The sequence below is a fragment of the Achromobacter sp. ACM02 genome, assembly GCF_014851605.1.
In the GTDB taxonomy this organism is placed as follows: Bacteria; Pseudomonadota; Gammaproteobacteria; order Burkholderiales; family Burkholderiaceae_B; genus Achromobacter; species Achromobacter aegrifaciens.
The window spans coordinates 520526-538654 of record NZ_JACUZY010000005.1 but is presented as its reverse complement, the minus strand read 5'-3'; the positions used below and the strand labels follow the sequence as shown (position 1 = coordinate 538654).

Sequence of the window (18129 nt, the reverse complement as noted above, 5' to 3'; positions counted from 1 at the left end):
CGGCAGGCGCCCGTTATGGCCCGCCTGCCGGAAAAAACCCTGATTACTTCAGGGTTTAGACAGCGTGGCGCAAGGTCAAATATGGGAAAATTCCGTTCGTCGACTCAATAAAAGGGGCTTCCACACGAAGCCCCTTGTTGCGTGCGCCGACGCGCCAGCACGCCTGGCTCCAGCTACGAGGAAGAAAAGATCATGTTTCCAAAAAGACTTACCGAAGGCTATCAATCTTTCCTGGGGGGCCGTTTCCCTTCGGAAAGCAGCCGATACCAGAAGCTGGCCGAATCGGGGCAAAACCCGGAAATCCTGATCATCGGGTGCTGCGACTCCCGCGTGTCGCCTGAAGTCATCTTCGACGCCGGCCCCGGCGAAATGTTTGTCGTGCGCAACGTCGCAAACCTGGTCCCGCCCTGTGACCCTGACTCGGAATCCTCGTACCACGGCACCAGCGCCGCGATCGAATTCGCGGTCAACGGCCTGAACGTCAAGCACATCGTGGTGCTGGGCCATGCTTCCTGCGGCGGCATCCGCTCGTTCTTCGACGACGCCAAGCCCCTGACCAAAGGCGATTTCATCGGCAAGTGGATGTCGCAGATCGAACCCGTGGCCGAACGCCTGGGCCCCGGCACCGGCGACCGCCAGGCCAACCTGAAGCGCCTGGAACTGGCCGTGGTCGAGCACAGCCTGAACAACCTGATGACCTTCCCCTCCATCCGCCGCCGCGTCGAAAAGGGCGAACTGGAACTGCACGGCACCTACTTCGGCGTGGCCACCGGCCTGCTGTACCTGCGCGACCCCGCCACCGGCGAATTCAATCCCTGCCTCGAGGCGCCTGCGGCCGCAGCCTGAGGTTGGACCGCGGGCGGGCCTTACACCCGGTACGCCTGCGCCAGCCTCTCGTAGTTGTTCTTCAGGATGATGCCCGCGTAGTACACGTGTTCGCGCATCAGGTCCTCGGCCCGCGCGCCGTCGCGGGCGATGATCGCATTGACGATGCGGTGATGGTCGTCATGCGATCGCAGGATGATCCCGTGGTCTTCCCACAGGATGATCCGGTCCGAGGCGTAGGGGATAGCCTGCGCCTGCGTCGCGAAGCGCCGCACCCAGGGGTTGCCCGCCGCTTCCAGGATGCCGTTATGCAAGGTGATGTTCACCTGCTGATACGGCAGATGATCCTCGGCCAGCAAGACCCCCTTTCCCAGGATCCGGTCCCCTTCGTCCAGGCAATTCTTCAGCACCGCCACGGCGTCGTTCGATAGCCCGCGCAAGGCCGCCTGCCGGCAGGCCAGCCCTTCCAGCGCCGCGCGCACCTCGTAGGCCGCCACGATTTCGCCGATGTCGTAGGCGCGCACCGTGTAGCCGCGCTTGGGCAGATGCTCCAGCAAACCTTCATTGCCCAGCGTCGCCAGCGCCGCGCGCACCGGCGTGCGCGACACCCCCAGTTTTTCCGCCAGCGGGATTTCTTCCAGGCGGGCGCCAGGGCTGAACTTGCCGTGCAGCACCCAGTCCCGCAGCGTGTCGGTAACGTGTTGAGATAGCGTGTCCATAGCCGCATTGTATACATGAAGAATACATAGGGCGTCATACGCCTTATTAGTTTTCGGAACATCTCCGTAAAACACGATGTAAATCAAGCAACACTCCGGGTAAGCCCCTATACCTGCGAATCATCCATGTATACATAATCGCAAAAAATTCAAACCAGCGGCCAGGTCCCACCCTAGGCGGACAGCACGCTACCAGGAGACAGCATGTCCAATGTATCCACGCCGGCCGGCAAGGGCCCGGCTCCCCGTCTTGCGCTCGTCACGGGCGGCGGCGGCGGCATAGGCGCCCGCATCTGCCAGGAACTGGCCAGCGCCGGCTTGCGCGTCGTCGTCTCGGACGTGGACGCCGGGCGCGCCCGCCGCGTGGCCGACGAGCTGGGCGCGCCGCACGCGTCGCTCGCCTTCGACGTCAGCGATGAGTCCTCGGTCGAAAACGCGTTCGAACAGATCGAAGCGCAGCACGGCCCCATCGCCGTGCTCGTCAGCGCCGCCGGCCTGCTGCTGTTCCAGGAAAACGGCGAACGCCCGCTCATCAAGGACACCTCGCTGGACATCTGGGAACGCAGCTTCGCCGTCAACGCCCGCGGCGTGTTCCTGTGCGGCCGCGCCTACCTGCGCCGGCGCGAGGCCGCGCCGCTGGCGCACGGCCGCATCGTCACGTTCACCTCGGTTGCGGCGCAGCTGGGCGGCTACCGCTCCAGCGCGTCTTACATCGCGGCCAAGTCCGCGGTGCTGGGCCTGACCAAGGCCATGGCGCGCGAATCCGCGCACCTGGGCGTGACGGTCAACGGCATTGCCCCCGGCCTCATCGACACCGACATGCTGCGCAGCACCGTCACAAGCAGCGGCGCGCTGGCCGCCGCGGCGCAGGCCATTCCGCTGGGCCGCATCGGCACCGTGGACGATGTCGCGGCCGCCGTGCGCTTCCTGGCGTCCGAAGAAGCCGGCTACATCACCGGCAGCGTCATCGACGTCAACGGCGGCTACCGCATGCAGTAAGGCATTCCGGCGGCCAGGCCGGCAACGCAGCAAAGCGCCACACCCAAACAAAGGCGCGCAACAAAAAAGAACGGGAGACAAAGATGAAGAAAAGCAGTCGCTACGCAGCCGCCGCCGCGCTATGCGCATGGGCGCTGAGCACGGGCGCGCAGGCGCAGCAGGAACCGGGCATCACCGACAAGACCATCAAGATCGGTCTGTTCGCGCCCTTGTCCGGCAGCGGCATGGCCTACGGCTTTGACGTGCTGAACGCCGCCAAGATGTGGTACGCCAAGGTCAACAAGGAAGGCGGCGTGCACGGCCGCCAGATCGAACTGGTGATCGAGGACGACCGCTGCAACGCCAACGACCTGGTCGCCGCGGTGAAGAAGCTGAACGAACAGGACAAGGTGTTCCTGCTGAACGGCGGTTCCTGCTCGGCCGCGGTGGTGGCCTCGCGCGAATACGTGGAACGCGAAAAGGTGCCGCTGGTCATGCTCAACGCCTCGGGCGACGGCGCGCTGTATCCGCCGTCCAAGTACATCTACGGCGCCTTCTCCATCTCCCAGCACGCCGTGGGCGGCTCGATGGTGCAGTTCGCCGCCGAGCACCTTAAGGCCAAGAAGATCGGCTACATCAACCATGACGACGCCTACGGCGGCTGGAACCTGGAGGCCGCGCAGGCCCAGGTCAAGCAGCTGGGCGACGCATCGCTGCAAGTCCAGTCGGTGAACCCGAACATCACCGACGTGACCGCGCCCATGCTGAAGATCCGCGCCGCCAACGCCGACGTGCTTCTGCTGACGACATACGCCCGCCCCGCCGCGCTCATCATCAAGAAGGCACAGGAACTGGGCTGGAACAAGCCTATCGTCCTGGCGGTGAACGGCACGGCCGACCTGAAGCAACTGGTGGAAAACGTGGGCAACAAGGACGCCTTCAAGAACGTCTACATCCAGGAAGTGCTGTCCGACGTGCCGGGCGGCGCCAAGCTGACCTGGGTGTACGACATGTACAAGCAGGCCTACCCAGACCTGGCCGCCAAGCCGGGCCATCCGCAGACCTACATGCCTTACGGCCTGCCGCCCGCGATGGCGGTGGTCAACGCGCTCAAGGCCGCCGGCCCGCAGCCCACCCGCGAAAAAGTGCTGCAGGCGCTGGAAACCATGAAGTTCGACTCCGGCGTCATGGCCGGTCCGATCGAGTTCGGCCCGAACGACCGCGCGGCGCAGGAATCCGCCATCTACATCAAGTTCGACGGCACCAACATGTCGCTCGTGCCCGGCGCCTTCAAGAGCGTCTGGCAGTACCAGAAGTAAATCAGCGGCCCGCCTGGGGCCTGGCCCGCGCGCTGGCGCAGCAGCGCGCGGGCTGCCGGAGAACATCATGAGCTTTGCCGATATCTGGCTGTTCCTGCAGCAGGGGGTGCTGTCGGGACTGGTGACGGGCAGCGTGTACGCGCTGCTGGCGGTCGCCGTAGTGATCATTTTCAAGACCACCGACGTGCCCAATTTCGCCCAGGGCGAGATCTTCATGGTCGGCGGCTACATCGCCCTGTTCCTCACCCTGGTGATGGGCTGGCCTTATCTCGTCGTCATTCCCATCACGCTCGCCGCCGTGGCCATCCTGTCCGGCCTGTTCCAGCGCGTCGTGATGGAGCGCGTCATCGCCTCCAAGGGCGTAGGCGTGCAGATGGTGATCGCCACGCTGGGCCTGGCCTATGCGCTCAAGGGCCTGGTGCGCCAGACCGGCCTGGGCGACACGCCGCGCTCGTTGCCGCCGCTGGCATCAACCGACGCCATCATCATCGGCGACGCGGTGCTGACCCAGCTGGACCTGGTGATCTTCGCGGTCGCCGTGACGGTGATGCTGCTGCTTTTCGGCATGTTCACCTATACCCGGGTCGGCCGCGCCATGCGCGCCGTGGGTATGAATCCCAAGGCCGCCCGGCTGGTGGGCGTGAACCTGACCCGCATCCGCATGCTGGTGTGGGCGCTGGCCGGCCTGATATCGGCGGTCGCGGCGCTGCTCATCACGCCCAAGATCCTGATCACCCCCGACATCGGCCACATCGCCATCCTGGCCTACGCCGCGGCCATCGTGGGCGGCATCACCAGCCTGCCTGGCGCGGTGGTCGGCGGCTTCGTGATCGGTGTGGCCGAGAACCTGGTGGGGCTGTTCATTTCGACCAATGCCATCGTGGTTGCGCCTTTCGTGGCCATCATGGTCGTGCTGCTGCTGCGTCCGCAAGGGCTCTTGGGCGGCAAACTGCAGGTGAAGAAAGTATGAGCAAGAAAATAGACCATGCGCTGCTGGCGCTGATGGCCATCGTGCTGGCGATCCTGCCCTTCGCGGCCAGCGGCTATGTCATCTACGTGGTGAACCTGCTGATGGTGTTCGTGGTGTTGGCGCTGGGCCTGCATCTGGTCATCGGCGAAACCGGACAGTTCGCGCTATCGCACGCCGCCTTCTACGGCGTGGGCATCTATACCGCGGGCCTCATCAACAATCTGTGGCATCCGCCCTTCTTCATTTCGATCATCGCGGGCGGGCTGCTGGCCGCCGTGCTCGGCTATGTGATCGGCGCGCTGGCGCTGCGCATGCGCGACATCTACCTGGCGCTGTCCACCTTCGCCTTCGGCGAAGCGATGCAGTGGGTGTTCCTGAACTGGCAATCGGTCACCAACGGCTCGAACGGCTTCCGGATCTCGCCGGCCACGCTGTTCGGCTACGAACTGGTGTCGGACGCCAAGGCCTATCCCTTCGTGGTGCTGATCGCCGCGCTGTTGCTGTGGGCCACCATTGCGCTGTCGCGCTCGCAACTGGGCTCGGCCTTTCGCGCCGTGCGCGAGAGCGACGTGGCGGCCCAGGCCATGGGCGTGAACGTCAACGCCATCAAGCGCACGGCCTTCACGTTGTCCGCGGCCTATGCCGGCATCGCCGGCGGCATGTACACGACCTTCGCCTCGTTCATCCACCCGGAGAGCCTGGGCTTTCAGACCACCATCCTGATCCTGACGATGGTGGTGGTTGGCGGCATCGGGTCGGTGCGCGGCGCCATCGCGGGCGCGTTGGCCTTCGGCCTGATCTCCGAGCTGCTGCGCCAGGCACTGTCGTTCCAGGAAATCATCTACGGCGTCATTCTGATGGGCTTCATGATGTTCGCGCCCAAGGGCTTGTTCGCCGGCCGCGGCGCGCGCGGGCGGGCACCGGCGCCGGCTGCGCCCTTGCCTTCCGCCATGCGCCCGGCTGCGGCCAAACCGACCCAAAGGAGCGCCGCATGAGCAGCCATCCCTATCTGGACGTGCAAGGCCTGACCGTCAAGTTCGGCGGCCTCACCGCCATCAACGGCCTGTCCATGCAGGTCGAGCGCGGCCGCATCCACGCGCTGATCGGCCCCAACGGCGCGGGCAAGTCCACCACCTTCAATTGCATCTCGCGCTATTACCGTCCCAGCAGCGGCAGCATCCGGTTCGACGGCGCGGACATCACCCGCAAGAAGCCGCATGAAATGGCGGCGCTGGGCGTGGCCCGCACCTTCCAGAACCTGGAGCTGTTCGGCGCGCTGAGCGTGCGCGAAAACGCCCTGCTGGGCACCTATGCGCATGGCGCCGACAGCGCAGGCAAGCTGCTGCGCCCCGCTGCCGCGCAGACGCGCGAGCGCGTCGAGCACCTGCTGGAGCGCGTCGGACTGGCCGACTTCCTGGACACGCCGGCGTGCAGCCTGGACTTCGGCCGCCAGAAGATGCTGGAGCTGGCGCGCGCCCTGGCCATATCGCCCAAGCTGCTGTTGCTGGACGAACCGGCGGCCGGCCTGCGCAACCGCGAAATCGAAACGCTGGACCGCCTGCTGACCGAACTGTGCGAACGCGACGGCATCACGGTGCTGCTGGTGGAGCACGTCATGCAGCTGGTGATGTCGATCTCGCATCGCATCACCGTCATGTCCTTTGGCGAGAAGATCGCCGAAGGCACGCCTGCCGAGGTGCGCAGCAACCCGCGGGTCATTGAAGCCTATCTGGGCAAGGGAGCGGCCGGTGGCTGATTATTTGCTTGAAGTCGATGCGGTATCGGCCGCCTACGGCAATATCCGCGCGCTGCAGGACGTATCGCTGAAAGTGCCGCAGGGCGCCATCGTGGCGCTGCTGGGCGCCAACGGCGCGGGCAAGTCCACCACGCTGAACGTGATCTCGCGCCTGGTCGCGCCCACCGCGGGTAGCGTGCGCTTTGCGGGCGAACCCATACACCGCCTGGCAGCGGACGCCATCGTCGGACGCGGCATCGTGCAGGTGCCGGAAGGCCGCGAGATCTTCCGCGAAATGAGCGTGCGCGAGAACCTGGAGATGGGCGCCTACCTGCGCACCGACCGGGCCGCGGTGCGGCAGGACCTGGACATGGTGTGCGACACCTTCCCGCGCCTGCGCGAACGCTACGAACAGAAAGCCGCGACGCTGTCCGGCGGCGAACAGCAGATGCTGGCCACGGGCCGCGCCATGATGGCGCGCCCGCGCATGATCTTGCTGGACGAACCCTCGATGGGTCTGTCGCCGCTGGTGGTCGAACAGATCTTCGACATCGTGCTGCGGCTGAACCGCGAGCAAGGCATCACCATCCTGCTGGTGGAGCAGAACGTGAAGCTGGCGCTGTCGGTGTCCAGCTACGCGTACATCCTCGAAAACGGCGAGATCGCGCTGGAAGGCGAGTCCGCCGCGCTCGCCAGCGACGAAGGCGTGCAGCGCGCCTATCTGGGCGCCTGACGCGCCGAAAGGACCGACCATGATATCGATGCAAGACAAGCGGGTGCTCGTGACGGGCGCGGGCCGCGGCCTGGGCGCGGCCATCGCACAAGGCTTCGCCAGGCAAGGCGCTGCCGTCATCGTCGCAGATGTGGATGCGGCGCTGGCCGCAGCCACGGTGCAAGCCATCCGCGCCGCGGGCGGCAAGGCCGCCGACGCGGTGCTGGACGTGACGGATGCCGCCGCCGTGCGCGACTTTGCGCAACGGTCCGCCACCGAACACGGCAATCTGGACATCCTGATCAACAACGCCGGGATTTCGGCGCGCGCCCCGTTCGACGATCCCAAGACGCCCGAGATCTGGGACCGTCTGATGAGCGTGAACCTGCAAGGCACGTTCAACGTCACCCACGCCTTCGTCGAACAGCTGAAAGCCACGCGCGGCGCCATCGTCAATCTGTGCTCCATCGTGGCCTACGGCTGCAGCATCTCGACCGCCGGCTATGTGGTGTCCAAGGGCGGCGTGCGCTCGTTCACCGAGGTACTGGCGCGCGACCTCGCGCCGCATGGCGTGCGCGTGAACGCCGTGGCTCCCGGCCTGATGGAAACCGAGATGACGGCGGGCCAGCGCGCGCAGGCGCAGGGCACGGACTGGTACATGCAGCGCGCGCCCATGGCCCGCGCGGGGCGGGCCGACGAGATCGTGGGTCCGGTCCTTTTCCTGGCCTCGGACATGGCCAGCTACGTGAACGGCGTGGTGCTGCCCGTGGACGGCGGCTACCTGGCCGTGTGAGGAAACATCATGAATCTGGGCACGGCATTGGTTACGGGCGGCGCTAGCGGCATGGGTCTTGCGATCGTGGAGCGGCTGGCGCGCGATGGCTTTCGCGTCGTGATGGCCGACCGCAACGCGGAACTGGCCGAAAAGGAGGCCGACGCGCTGCGGGCGCAAGGGCTGGACGTGGAACACCGCGTGGTGGACCTGACGGACGAAGCCGCCACGCGCGCGCTGGCGCGTTCGCTTGCGCCGCTGGCCGCGCTGGTCAACAACGCGGGGCTCTTCGACGAGCGCAAGTTCTTTGAGGTGGACAGCGCCGACTACCGCCGCGCCTTTGACGTCAACCTGCTGGCGGTCGCGACCTTGACGCAGGAGGCCGCGCGCGACATGGCGCCGGGCGCCAAGATCGTCAACATCGCCTCGCGCGCCTACCTGGGCGCAAAGAACCACCCGCACTACGTGGCCTCGAAAGCGGCCTTGGTCGGCTACACGCGCGCTTCGGCCATGGAACTGGCCCCGCGCGGCATCCTGGTCAACGCCATCGCCCCCGGCCTCATCGACACCCCGCTCTTGCGCAACCTCACGCCCGAACGCCTTGCGGCGCAACTGGCCCTGCAGCCCACCGGCCGCGCGGGCCAGCCGCAAGACATCGCCTATGCCGTGTCCTTCCTGGCCGCGCCGCACATGGACTTCATCACCGGCCAGGTCATCTTCGTGGACGGCGGAAAATCGCTGGGCGGCTCGGGAGCATAGGCAGCATGGAAGGCATTACTTGGGACAAGGAAGTCGACGCGCTGGTCGTCGGCTCGGGCGCGGGCGGCATGGCCGCGGCGCTGACGGCGCGCGAGGAAGGACTGGACGTGCTGCTGGTGGAAAAGACCGGCCGCATCGGCGGTTCCACCGCGATCTCAGGCGGCGCGCTGTGGATACCGCTGAACGCGCAGACAGAAGCCGCCGGCCATCCGGACAGTTTTGAAAAGGTCTGGACCTATCTGGAACAGACCGTGGGCGCGGCGGCCCCCGACGACATGAAGCGCGCCTATCTCGAAGCCGGCCCGCGCATGATGGATTACCTGGTGTCGCGCGGCATCCTGGATCTGGCGGCGCGCACGGCCTCGCCCGATTACTACCCCGACCTGCCCGGCGCCGCGATGGGCGGCCGTTCGCTCGACCCGCTGGAGTTCGACGGCCGCAAGCTCGGCGGCGATTTCCGTTTCCTGCGGGATCCCCTGAAGGAATTCACGGTGCTGGGCGGCATGATGGTCAACATCACCGACGTGCGCCATCTGCTGCGCGCCACGCGTTCGTTCGCGGCCTGGCGCCACAGCATGAAGCTGGTGCTGCGCTATGCCGCCGACCGCGCGCGCGGCTATCGCCGCGGCACCCGGCTGCTGCTGGGCAATGCGCTGGCCGCGCAGCTGTTCCACGGCATGCTGGCTCGCAAGATCGAATACTGGCTGGACACGCCGGCGCTGGCGCTGCACCGCGATGCAGCGGGCCGCGTGCTGGGCGCCGCGGTCCGGCGCAATGGCAAGTCGTTGAACATCCGCGCGCGCCGCGGCGTGGTGATGGCCACGGGCGGCTTTCCCTGGGATCCGGCGCGCCGCGCGCAGAGCTATCCTCAGCCCACGGGTCTGTGGTCCATGTCGCCGCGAGACAACGCCGGCGACGGCATCCGCCTGTCGGAAGCCGCCGGCGCCGCGCTCGGCTCGGGCCACGCCAGCCCCGCGTTCTGGGCGCCGGTCTCGCTGCTGGAATCCGCGGACGGCAAGCCCCTGCATTACCCGCACCTGGTGTGGGACCGGGCCAAGCCGGGCCTCATCGCGGTCAATGGCGCGGGCCGGCGTTTCGTGAACGAATCCGCCTCGTACCATGAGTTCGTGCAGGCCATGTACCGCAGCCATGGCACGACGCCCAGCATTCCCGCTTTCCTGATCTGCGACCAGCGCTTCATCGACACCTGGGGCCTGGGCCTGGCGCTGCCAGGGGGCCGGCCGCGCCAGCATCTGATCGACGCCGGCTACCTGCTGCAAGCCGACACGCTGGCGGCCCTGGCGGCCCGGCTGGGCGTGCCCGCCGATGCGCTGCAGGCCACGGTGGAACGCTACAACACCCACGCCGCCCAAGGCCAGGACCCGGACTTCGGCAAGGGATCGACCGCCTACAACCGCTACCTGGGCGATCCGGAACACGCTCCCAATCCCTGCCTCGCGCCGCTGGCGGCGGGCCCCTACTACGCCGTCAAGGTCTATCCCGGCGACATCGGCACCGCTTGCGGCATCGCCGCCAATCCGCATGCCCAGGCCCTGGACGCCACGGGCGCGCCCATTGCGGGCCTCTACGTGGCCGGCAACGACATGCAGTCGGTGATGGGCGGCGCCTATCCCGGCCCCGGCATCACGCTTGGTCCCGCCCTGACCTTCGGCTGGATCGCTGGACAACATCTGGCCCATGCACAACACTGACGCCTCTCCACCGACAAGGATCCCCATGAAAATCTTCTACTCGCCCGCCTCGCCCTTCGTGCGCAAATGCATGGTCATCGCCCATGAGCTCGGCCTGGCCGACCGCATCGAGAAGCTTCCGAGCGCGGCCGGCCCCGTGGCCCGCGACCAGACCATCATCCCCACCAATCCGCTGGGCCAGGTACCCACCTTCATCACGGATGACGGCCAGGCGCTGTACGACAGCCGCGTGGTCTGCGAATACCTGAACGACCTGGGCGGCGGTTCGCTGTTCCCGTCGGGCAAGACCCGCTGGCAGGTGCTGACGGAACAGTCCATGGCCGACGGCATGCTGGGCGCGGCACTGCTGGCCCGCTACGAAACCGTGCTGCGTCCGGAAGCGCTGCGCTGGGACGGCTGGGTCGAGGGCCAGCTGGGCAAGGTCCGCGACGGCCTCGCGCTGGTGGAAAAGAACGCCGCCGCGCTGGCAGGCCGCCTGGACATCGGCACCATCACCATCGGCTGCGCGCTGGGCTATCTGGACTTCCGCTTCCCCGACCTGGACTGGCGCGCCGAACATCCGGCCACCGCCGCCTGGTACGAGACCTTCAGCCAGCGTCCGTCCATGCAGGCCACCAAGCCCTGATCCGGTTTGGGCGGGCGCAGGGCCGGGAGAACCCGCCGGGCTCCCTGGCCATCACCTGCCCTGGTACGGCGCGGCCCCGAGCCGCGTCGCTAGGCCCCTGACGCGTGCAGGGGCCTTTTTTTCGCCCGGATCGCCCCCAGCTGTTACAGTGAAGTCGGCAGGCGGGCCGATCCGCCGGCCATCACCAGAAGGGGCCCAGCATGAACGTCGCTGCGATCTCCGCCATCCACCGGGCTGATGCGCCCTATCCCGCGCGCTCGGCCGCGCTGGACGCCACCCGCGCATTTCCCGAAACCCAACGCGTGGCCCACGTCCACGCGGCCCGGGCAACGGCTGCCGCCCACGCGCTGCGCGTCGAACGCGACCGCGACAGTCTGCCATTGGCGCTGGCCGTCTTTGACGCCTCGAATGCGGACGCGCTACGCGACCTGCACGCTGCATCGCGCATGCGCCGCGCCGTTGAGGATTTTGCCGCGCAGCCCGACCCCGCGGCCCAGCGCGCCGGCTCCGCCAACGACCTGGGCACCATCGAAGGCCTGATGCCGCTGCAGGCCTACCGCGTCGCGATGGGCAATCCGCAAGTGCAGGAACTGCAGACCGCAGTCGCCATGAAGGCGGCGGGCCTGGGCGTTCCCAAGGTCGCCAACATCGGCGCGACCGAGAATGTCACTGACAACGCGCGCTACCGACCAGGTTTCGCGCCCTGACCAAAAAAAACCGCCTGACGCATCAGGCGGTTCTTGATTCGGGAACGAACGGCGATCAGTGGAAGAATTCCGCGATCATGGTCGCGCCCAGGAAGGTGCCGGCGTTGGCGGCCAGGGACACCACCACGATCTTCCAGCCCAGCTTGCGGAACGCCGGCAGGTCCTTGAGGATCGACAGGCCGGCCATGGCCAGGATCACGGTCGTGAACGGCAGGAAGTTCACCTTGCCTACCATGGCGATGATCTGGTCCGAGTACGGCAGCACGCCGGGGCAGCCCGCGGTCATGGCGATCAGCGACAGCACGAACACGGCGGGCAACTTGGGCACCACGCGCAGCACCAGGTCGGTGATGACGACCAGCAGGATGATGATGCCCATGCCCGGCAAGGCGTCGGCAAACGGCACGTTGTAGCCCAGGCGGTTGCCCACCAGCGCGAACAGGCCGCAGATGACATAGGCGGTCAGGCGATCGCCGAAGCCCATCTTGACGCCGTGCGCGGGCGCGTCCTGCGTGACCTCGTCATCAGCGGCGACGGTCTCGGCCTTGCCGCGCGAGAAGCGGCCCAGCACCGGTTCCAGCTTGCCGTACAGGAAGATGGTGGTCGGCAGCGAAATGAACAGCGTGAAGTACACGCCCACCACCGTGGTCAGCAGATTGGCGGCGGCGGCCAGCGCGGCCACCTGGTGCGCGACTTCGGGCGTCTGCTGGGATGCGATCGCGCCCACGCCGGCGGCCATCATGCTGCCCGAGCCCACCCCGGCGCCCATGGCGAGCGAGCGCGGATCGAAGATGTTCAGGCTGGTGATGAAGCCGGCCATCAACGCCACGAACAGCGCGCCGATCACGGTGCCGGTGATGTACTCGGCCATCACGCCGCGGCCTTCGGGCGAGTTCATGCCGTAGCGTTCGCCGATGATGGCCAGGCTGGGCTCGCGGCCCACCGAGAAAGTGGCGCCGATGGCCTCGCGCTTGATGCCCAGCAGCAGCGCCAGCGGCAGGCCGACGGCCATGGTGCCGAAGAAGTGGCCGAATTCCTGGAACACCAGGGCCCAGCCGGCTTCGCGCACCTGCGGCAAGGCGCCGCCCACCATCAGGCCCAGCTTGGCCAGGAAGGGCAGCAGCGCGTATTGCAGATAGCCGCTGATGCGGGTCTGCATGGCGGTGTCGATGTTCAGGCCCGCCGGCAGGCGCTGGCCCAAGGCGGCCACGATGGCGCCGATGAAGATGGCCCACAGCATCGGCTGCAGGATGATCTTGCCCGGGCCTACGTTGAAGGTGGCGCTGCCGATCGCCTCCGAAACGACGACCACCAGCAAAATGGCGGCGAGCATGCGGATGCGCCCGGATAGCGGCATGGAGGGCGCGGCCAGGCTTGCGCTGGCATGAGACATCGGATTCCCCTGATGAACGTGAATAGTCGTCGTGGCTGCCCGCCGCAATCCCGGCCGGCCGGCGCCCGTAATGGGCGTCGCAGCGCGGCGGCGGCGACGGCGCGCGCAGCAGGGCCGATTTTCGCCGGGGGCCCGGCGCGCAACCATGACAGGGCTGGCGCATAAACGTTGCGTAAAATGCAACGGACAGGCTTTTCCAGGGAAAATTTTGCATGATCTCGATTCATGCAAGGGTAAACCCTAGATTGTATCTGTGGATCTGCCGCCGCACTCCCCGCCACGGAGCCCCGCCATGGACGAAAAACTCGACGCCCGCCGCACCCACTATTTCATGCAGGTCATGAGCCGCGGCTCGGTGCGCGGCGCCGCCGAAGTGCTGGACATGGACCCGTCCGCCGTCAGCCGCGCCATAGCCGCCCTGGAACGCGACTGCGGCATCGCCCTGTTCGAACGCCGCGGACGGGGCGTAGTGCCGACCGACGCGGGCCACATCCTGGCGCGCTACATCAAGCGCCAGCAGGACATCCAGGAGAGCTTCTTCTCCGAGATCGACAGCTTGCGCAAGGCCGAACGGGGACACATAGACCTGGTGCTGGGCGAGGGCTTCGTGGAGCTGATGTTCGAACGCGTGCTGCCGGACTACTGGCGCAGCCACCCGGAGGTCACGCTGGACATCGACGTCGCGCGCACCTCGGAGATCGTGCAGCGCATCGTCGATGACCGCGCCTACATAGGGCTGGTGTTCCAACCGCCCAACGACGCGCGCCTGCGCACCCATTATTCGCGGCCCGAACCCATCCGCGCCATCGTGCGCGAGGACCACCCGCTGACGCTGCTGCGCCGTCCCCTGCTGCTGACCGACCTGGCCGAGTATCCCGGCGCGTCCATGCAGGAGGGGTTCGGCGTGCGCCAGCACATCCAGGCCGCCGAAATCAGCGAACAGGTCAGGCTGCGCAACGTGCTCACCACTTCGTCCTTCAAGGCACTGTGGCAATTCGCCGCCGCCGGCATCGGCTATGCGCTGACGCCGCCCATCGCGGTCACGGCCGACCTGCGCGCCCAGCGCCTGGCCAGCCTGCCGCTGGCCAATCCCATCCTCAATCAAGGCAGCCTGCACGTACTGAGCCGCGCCGGCCGCCATGTGTCCCCCGCCGCGCGCGAACTGCTGGACCACATCGTGCGCGGCATCGGCGCCCCGGCCGGTTCGGCGTCTGATACGGTCAGGTAAGGCGGATCTGCATCTGTTTCCCCGACGTCCGGCAGCCTACATTGGCGCTATCCGCCACGACGCCAGGAGAGACAACATGCTGAGTTTCTTGCGCACGGTCAAATCCGTGCTGTGGGGATTCTTCGGCGTGCGCCGCGGACGGGGCTACGATGCCGACATCGCCAACAACAAGCCGGCGCCATTGATATTGACCGGGCTGCTGATGGCGGCTTGTCTGGTGGTCATTCTGGTGCTGGTCGCGCGCTGGGCGGTGAACGCCGCGTTGTAAATCCACCGTCCCGCAAAAATGGCCGTCCCGCCGCCGGGCCGTCCCAAGGCGGGACAGCCCCCTCGGGGGGCAGCAAGCGCGCGCAAGCGCGTGCAGCGTGGGGGCCCCATTACCTTATTACCAGAATGACTTAGACGGTCGCGGCGGCTGCCTGTTACGGTTATGAACCCCTTTCTCCTGCCGCATTGCGCCGGGCGACCGCCGGGATCCAGACCGAGAAGACTTCAAGGGCAGTAGACATGTACGTGTATGACCCCGTCGACCAGCAGCTAGTCGAGCAACGCGTGGCGCAATTCTCCGACCAGACGCGCCGCTTTCTCGATGGCCAACTAACGGAAGATGAATTCCGCGTTTTGCGCCTGCAGAACGGCCTGTACATCCAGCGCCACGCGCCCATGCTGCGCGTCGCCATTCCCTACGGCATCCTGGCGTCGCGCCAATTGCGCACGCTGGCGCACATCGCCCGCAAATGGGACCGCGGCTACGGCCATTTCAGCACCCGCCAGAACATCCAGTTCAACTGGCCCAAGCTGGAAGACGTGCCGGCCATCCTGGCCGAACTTGCCACGGTGCAGATGCATGCCATCCAGACCAGCGGCAACTGCATCCGCAACACCACCACCGACCACTTCGCCGGCGTCGCGCCGGACGAGCTGGTGGATCCGCTGGTTTGGTGCGAGATCATCCGCCAGTGGTCCACGCTGCACCCGGAGTTCGCCTTCCTGCCGCGCAAGTTCAAGATCGCGGTCAGCGGCGCCGTGCAGGACCGCGCGGCCGTGGGCGTGCACGACATCGGCCTGCAAGCCGTCGAACGCGACGGCAAGCTGGGCTTTCGCGTCTGGGTGGGCGGCGGGCTGGGCCGCACGCCCATCGTCGGCAAGCTGATCAATCCCTTCGTCGAATGGCAGGACCTGCTGACCTATCTGCAGGCCGCGCTGCGGGTCTACAACCTGCACGGCCGCCGCGACAACAAGTACAAGGCGCGCATCAAGATCCTGGTCAAGGACCTGACGCCGGAAGTCTATGCGCAGCAGGTGGACGAACAGTGGCAGCTCATCAAGGGCGGCCCGGACACCATCACCCAGGAATTCGTCGACAGCATCAAGGCCCGTTTCGTCTGGCCGCAATACGATGCCGCTGCCGCGCAGGACGTGGACAACACCGCCGCGCTGGCCGCCACCGATCCGCGCTTTGCGCGCTGGCTGCGCACCAACGTGCACCCGCACAAGGTGGCCGGCTATGCCGCAGTCACCGTGTCGCTCAAGCCCACCGGCGTGCCCCCGGGCGACATCACCGCCGACCAGATGGACGCGGTGGCCGACCTGGCCGATAACTATGGCTTCGGCGAACTGCGCGTCTCGCACGAGCAGAACCTGATCCTGGCCGACGTGCGCCGCGCGCGCCTGCACGATCTCTGGACCACGTTGCAGGCGCTGAACCTGGCCACGCCCAACATCGGCCTGCTGACCAACATCATCGCCTGTCCGGGCGGGGATTTCTGCGCGCTGGCCAATGCCGTCTCCATCCCCGTGGCCGAAGCCATCCAGCGCCAGTTCGACAACCTCGACTACCTGTTCGAGATCGGCGAGCTGGACCTGAACATCTCGGGCTGCATCAACTCCTGCGGCCACCATCACGTGGGCCACATCGGCATCCTCGGGGTCGATAAGGCCGGCGAAGAGTGGTATCAGGTCACCATCGGCGGACGCCAGAACGGCGCCGCCAAACCGTTGCCCGATATCGAATCCACGCGCGGCGGCGGCGCCGCCATCGGCCGCATCATCGGCCCGTCGTTCGCACGCGAGCAGGTCGCTGGCGTGGTGGACCGCCTGATCCGCACTTACCTGGGCCTGCGCGACAGCGAAGAGGAACGCTTCATCGACGTGGTGGACCGGGTCGGCATCGACCCCTTCAAGCAGGACGTCTACTCCGATCCCGCCTTCGCCAAACCCGCGCAGCAAGCCGAGGCCGCCCATGTCTGAAATCTATCCGCACGACGCCCCCGGCCCGCACCTGATCCGCAACGGCCGCCTGGAAGCCGACGCCTCGCGCGTCTTCACGCCTGAACCCGAGGTCCCCGCCGAAGGCCAAGTGCCTGGCGACGCGCCGGGCTGGATCGTGCCGCTTTCCGTCTGGAAGACCTCGCGCGCCACCTTGCGCCGCCACCAGCATCCGGTCGCGGTACTGCTTGACCCCGACGCCGACCTGCGCGACCTGGCAGAAGCCGACGGCACGCTGGACCCCGCCGGCATCGCCTTCATCGCCGTCGACTTCCCGGTCTACACCGATGGCCGAGGCTATTCGCTGGCGCAGCTGCTGCGCACGCGCTACCAATGGCAAGGCGAACTGCGCGCGGTCGGCGACGTGATGATCGATACCATCCACTACCAGGCGCGCGTCGGCTTCGACAGCTTCCTGGTCAAGCCCGGCCACGATCCGCACAAGGCCCTGGACGCGTTCAAGACCTTCACGGTGCATTACCAGAAGACCTACCGCGTGCCGACGCCGGCAGCCGCCTAAGCCGCGGGAAACCCCGGCAGCGCCCAGCGCTGCGTCCTGACCTCATCCTGCGCCAACTGGGCGCGGATCAGGTCGGCGATATTGCGCTGGCGCGCCGCCTGCATGCGGCCGATCAGGCTGGACACGCTGACGGCCAGGCGCGGATATCCGCCCGCGTCGCACAAGGCCACGCCCACCCCCAACACGCCCGGCACCGCCGCGTTGCCCACCACCGACCAGCCGCGCCCGCGCGTATTCTCCACCAGGCGCCGCATCTGCGCCACCGTCATGCCGCCGTAGGCGCGCAGCGCCTGCTCGTTCTGCGCAATCACCTCTTCCGACTCGTCCGGCGGCAGCGCGGCCAATAGCGCCAGCCCGGCCGCCCCCACGCCCAGCGGCTGGCGGTGACCCACCGTGACCGCCAGCACCTGCACGGGATAATTGCCCACTTCACGGTGCAGGCAAAGCGAATCGTTGCCCGCGCGGCAGATGAGAAAAGCGGAATCGCCGCTGACGTCGCTGATCTGGCGCAGCACCGGCCGCAGGTCGCGCACAGCCTGCGCATGCGGATCGCCCGCCATCATCACGCCCAGCTCGGCCACGCGCCAGCGCGGCGCCTCGGACTCGCGCAAGGCGTAGCCCTCCTGCACCAGAACGTCGAGATAGCGATAGGCCGTGGTCCGCTGCATGCCCGCAGCGCGCGCGATGTCGACCACGTGCATGCCCGCCGCCCCCGCCTGCCGCAGCACGCCCAGCACGCGCAGCCCGCGGCGCAATACGCGCGGCCCCGAGCCTTCGGATTCTGGTTTGTTCATTTTTTGGACAGCTTGCGTTGATGAGGCCCCTATCAAAGCCCAATATGGATCCGGGCAGACGCAGAGCTGTCCAAATATTAGACAAACAGGACG

General features: G+C 67.0%; 19 protein-coding genes. 16 read left to right on the top strand and 3 right to left on the bottom strand.

All coding sequences use genetic code 11. From position 1 onward, the window contains the following. Nucleotides 1-192: 192 nt before the first annotated feature. Complete coding sequence (locus IB258_RS18490; RefSeq protein WP_054455866.1) at nt 193-846, top strand: carbonic anhydrase; 654 nt, start codon at nt 193-195, stop codon at nt 844-846. 20 nt (nt 847-866) lie between these two features. On the opposite strand, the gene IB258_RS18485 is transcribed toward IB258_RS18490, so the two are convergent. Continuing rightward, a complete protein-coding gene (locus tag IB258_RS18485) occupies nt 867-1544 on the bottom strand; it encodes a GntR family transcriptional regulator (protein WP_013391284.1) in 678 nt (225 codons plus the stop codon). A gap of 204 nt (nt 1545-1748) precedes the next feature. Between IB258_RS18485 and IB258_RS18480 the strand changes: the two genes are divergently transcribed. From IB258_RS18480 to IB258_RS18430, 11 genes are all read left to right on the top strand, one after another. Further along, nucleotides 1749-2543: an SDR family NAD(P)-dependent oxidoreductase gene (locus IB258_RS18480; protein ID WP_054454930.1), complete on the top strand. Its 795-nt coding sequence runs from the start codon at nt 1749-1751 to the stop codon at nt 2541-2543. A gap of 83 nt (nt 2544-2626) precedes the next feature. After that, entirely contained in the window at nt 2627-3841 is a 1215-nt protein-coding gene (locus IB258_RS18475; protein ID WP_054454932.1) for an ABC transporter substrate-binding protein, read from the top strand. Between the two features lie 67 nt (nt 3842-3908). Continuing rightward, the gene (locus tag IB258_RS18470) at nt 3909-4811 is read left to right on the top strand and encodes a branched-chain amino acid ABC transporter permease (protein ID WP_054454934.1); all 903 of its coding nucleotides are present in this window, start codon (nt 3909-3911) and stop codon (nt 4809-4811) included. Beyond that, nucleotides 4808-5806, top strand: coding sequence for a branched-chain amino acid ABC transporter permease (locus IB258_RS18465; RefSeq protein WP_192352988.1), 999 nt, complete (start codon nt 4808-4810; stop codon nt 5804-5806). The genes IB258_RS18470 and IB258_RS18465 overlap by 4 nt, the downstream gene beginning before the upstream one ends. Then, nucleotides 5803-6567 (top strand): ABC transporter ATP-binding protein, encoded by a 765-nt coding sequence (locus IB258_RS18460; protein ID WP_054454939.1) that lies wholly within the window; start codon nt 5803-5805, stop codon nt 6565-6567. Before IB258_RS18465 ends, IB258_RS18460 begins: the two co-directional genes overlap by 4 nt. Continuing rightward, nucleotides 6560-7279, top strand: coding sequence for an ABC transporter ATP-binding protein (locus tag IB258_RS18455; RefSeq protein WP_119452187.1), 720 nt, complete (start codon nt 6560-6562; stop codon nt 7277-7279). The genes IB258_RS18460 and IB258_RS18455 overlap by 8 nt, the downstream gene beginning before the upstream one ends. Nucleotides 7280-7298: 19 nt before the next feature. Then, entirely contained in the window at nt 7299-8051 is a 753-nt protein-coding gene (locus IB258_RS18450; protein ID WP_119452186.1) for an SDR family NAD(P)-dependent oxidoreductase, read from the top strand. Between the two features lie 9 nt (nt 8052-8060). Then, nucleotides 8061-8789, top strand: coding sequence for an SDR family NAD(P)-dependent oxidoreductase (locus tag IB258_RS18445; protein WP_054454945.1), 729 nt, complete (start codon nt 8061-8063; stop codon nt 8787-8789). Between the two features lie 5 nt (nt 8790-8794). Continuing rightward, nucleotides 8795-10501, top strand: coding sequence for an FAD-binding protein (locus IB258_RS18440; protein ID WP_054454947.1), 1707 nt, complete (start codon nt 8795-8797; stop codon nt 10499-10501). A 25-nt stretch (nt 10502-10526) separates the two neighbouring features. Then, nucleotides 10527-11126, top strand: a complete 600-nt coding sequence (locus IB258_RS18435; RefSeq protein ID WP_054454949.1) for a glutathione S-transferase — start codon at nt 10527-10529, stop codon at nt 11124-11126. Between the two features lie 200 nt (nt 11127-11326). Next, on the top strand, nt 11327-11833 hold the full coding sequence (locus IB258_RS18430) for a hypothetical protein (RefSeq protein ID WP_054454952.1): 507 nt from the start codon (nt 11327-11329) through the stop codon (nt 11831-11833). Between the two features lie 55 nt (nt 11834-11888). On the opposite strand, the gene IB258_RS18425 is transcribed toward IB258_RS18430, so the two are convergent. Continuing rightward, the gene (locus IB258_RS18425) at nt 11889-13226 is read right to left on the bottom strand and encodes a DUF3100 domain-containing protein (RefSeq protein ID WP_054454954.1); all 1338 of its coding nucleotides are present in this window, start codon (nt 13224-13226) and stop codon (nt 11889-11891) included. Between the two features lie 292 nt (nt 13227-13518). Here IB258_RS18425 and IB258_RS18420 point away from each other — a divergent pair, with 292 nt between their 5' ends. The 4 genes from IB258_RS18420 (at nt 13519) to IB258_RS18405 (ending at nt 17242) form a co-directional block, all read left to right on the top strand. Continuing rightward, nucleotides 13519-14454: a LysR family transcriptional regulator gene (locus tag IB258_RS18420; RefSeq protein ID WP_192352987.1), complete on the top strand. Its 936-nt coding sequence runs from the start codon at nt 13519-13521 to the stop codon at nt 14452-14454. Nucleotides 14455-14530: 76 nt separating this feature from the next. After that, nucleotides 14531-14722, top strand: coding sequence for a DUF2970 domain-containing protein (locus IB258_RS18415; RefSeq protein WP_013391270.1), 192 nt, complete (start codon nt 14531-14533; stop codon nt 14720-14722). Nucleotides 14723-14961: 239 nt separating this feature from the next. Beyond that, entirely contained in the window at nt 14962-16704 is a 1743-nt protein-coding gene (locus IB258_RS18410; RefSeq protein ID WP_192352986.1) for a nitrite/sulfite reductase, read from the top strand. Next, on the top strand, nt 16697-17242 hold the full coding sequence (locus tag IB258_RS18405; RefSeq protein ID WP_054454960.1) for a DUF934 domain-containing protein: 546 nt from the start codon (nt 16697-16699) through the stop codon (nt 17240-17242). The genes IB258_RS18410 and IB258_RS18405 overlap by 8 nt, the downstream gene beginning before the upstream one ends. Here the strand turns inward: IB258_RS18405 and IB258_RS18400 are convergent. Beyond that, nucleotides 17239-18036: an IclR family transcriptional regulator gene (locus IB258_RS18400; protein WP_054454964.1), complete on the bottom strand. Its 798-nt coding sequence runs from the start codon at nt 18034-18036 to the stop codon at nt 17239-17241. The genes IB258_RS18405 and IB258_RS18400 overlap by 4 nt on opposite strands. Nucleotides 18037-18129: the final 93 nt, after the last annotated feature.

Coding starts and splice junctions, on each gene's coding strand:
- IB258_RS18490 (WP_054455866.1), top strand. CDS start 193: ATGTTTCCAAAAAGACTTACCGAAGGCTATCAATCTTTCCTGGGGGGC.
- IB258_RS18485 (WP_013391284.1), bottom strand. CDS start 1,544: ATGGACACGCTATCTCAACACGTTACCGACACGCTGCGGGACTGGGTG.
- IB258_RS18480 (WP_054454930.1), top strand. CDS start 1,749: ATGTCCAATGTATCCACGCCGGCCGGCAAGGGCCCGGCTCCCCGTCTT.
- IB258_RS18475 (WP_054454932.1), top strand. CDS start 2,627: ATGAAGAAAAGCAGTCGCTACGCAGCCGCCGCCGCGCTATGCGCATGG.
- IB258_RS18470 (WP_054454934.1), top strand. CDS start 3,909: ATGAGCTTTGCCGATATCTGGCTGTTCCTGCAGCAGGGGGTGCTGTCG.
- IB258_RS18465 (WP_192352988.1), top strand. CDS start 4,808: ATGAGCAAGAAAATAGACCATGCGCTGCTGGCGCTGATGGCCATCGTG.
- IB258_RS18460 (WP_054454939.1), top strand. CDS start 5,803: ATGAGCAGCCATCCCTATCTGGACGTGCAAGGCCTGACCGTCAAGTTC.
- IB258_RS18450 (WP_119452186.1), top strand. CDS start 7,299: ATGATATCGATGCAAGACAAGCGGGTGCTCGTGACGGGCGCGGGCCGC.
- IB258_RS18445 (WP_054454945.1), top strand. CDS start 8,061: ATGAATCTGGGCACGGCATTGGTTACGGGCGGCGCTAGCGGCATGGGT.
- IB258_RS18440 (WP_054454947.1), top strand. CDS start 8,795: ATGGAAGGCATTACTTGGGACAAGGAAGTCGACGCGCTGGTCGTCGGC.
- IB258_RS18435 (WP_054454949.1), top strand. CDS start 10,527: ATGAAAATCTTCTACTCGCCCGCCTCGCCCTTCGTGCGCAAATGCATG.
- IB258_RS18430 (WP_054454952.1), top strand. CDS start 11,327: ATGAACGTCGCTGCGATCTCCGCCATCCACCGGGCTGATGCGCCCTAT.
- IB258_RS18425 (WP_054454954.1), bottom strand. CDS start 13,226: ATGTCTCATGCCAGCGCAAGCCTGGCCGCGCCCTCCATGCCGCTATCC.
- IB258_RS18420 (WP_192352987.1), top strand. CDS start 13,519: ATGGACGAAAAACTCGACGCCCGCCGCACCCACTATTTCATGCAGGTC.
- IB258_RS18415 (WP_013391270.1), top strand. CDS start 14,531: ATGCTGAGTTTCTTGCGCACGGTCAAATCCGTGCTGTGGGGATTCTTC.
- IB258_RS18410 (WP_192352986.1), top strand. CDS start 14,962: ATGTACGTGTATGACCCCGTCGACCAGCAGCTAGTCGAGCAACGCGTG.
- IB258_RS18405 (WP_054454960.1), top strand. CDS start 16,697: ATGTCTGAAATCTATCCGCACGACGCCCCCGGCCCGCACCTGATCCGC.
- IB258_RS18400 (WP_054454964.1), bottom strand. CDS start 18,036: ATGAACAAACCAGAATCCGAAGGCTCGGGGCCGCGCGTATTGCGCCGC.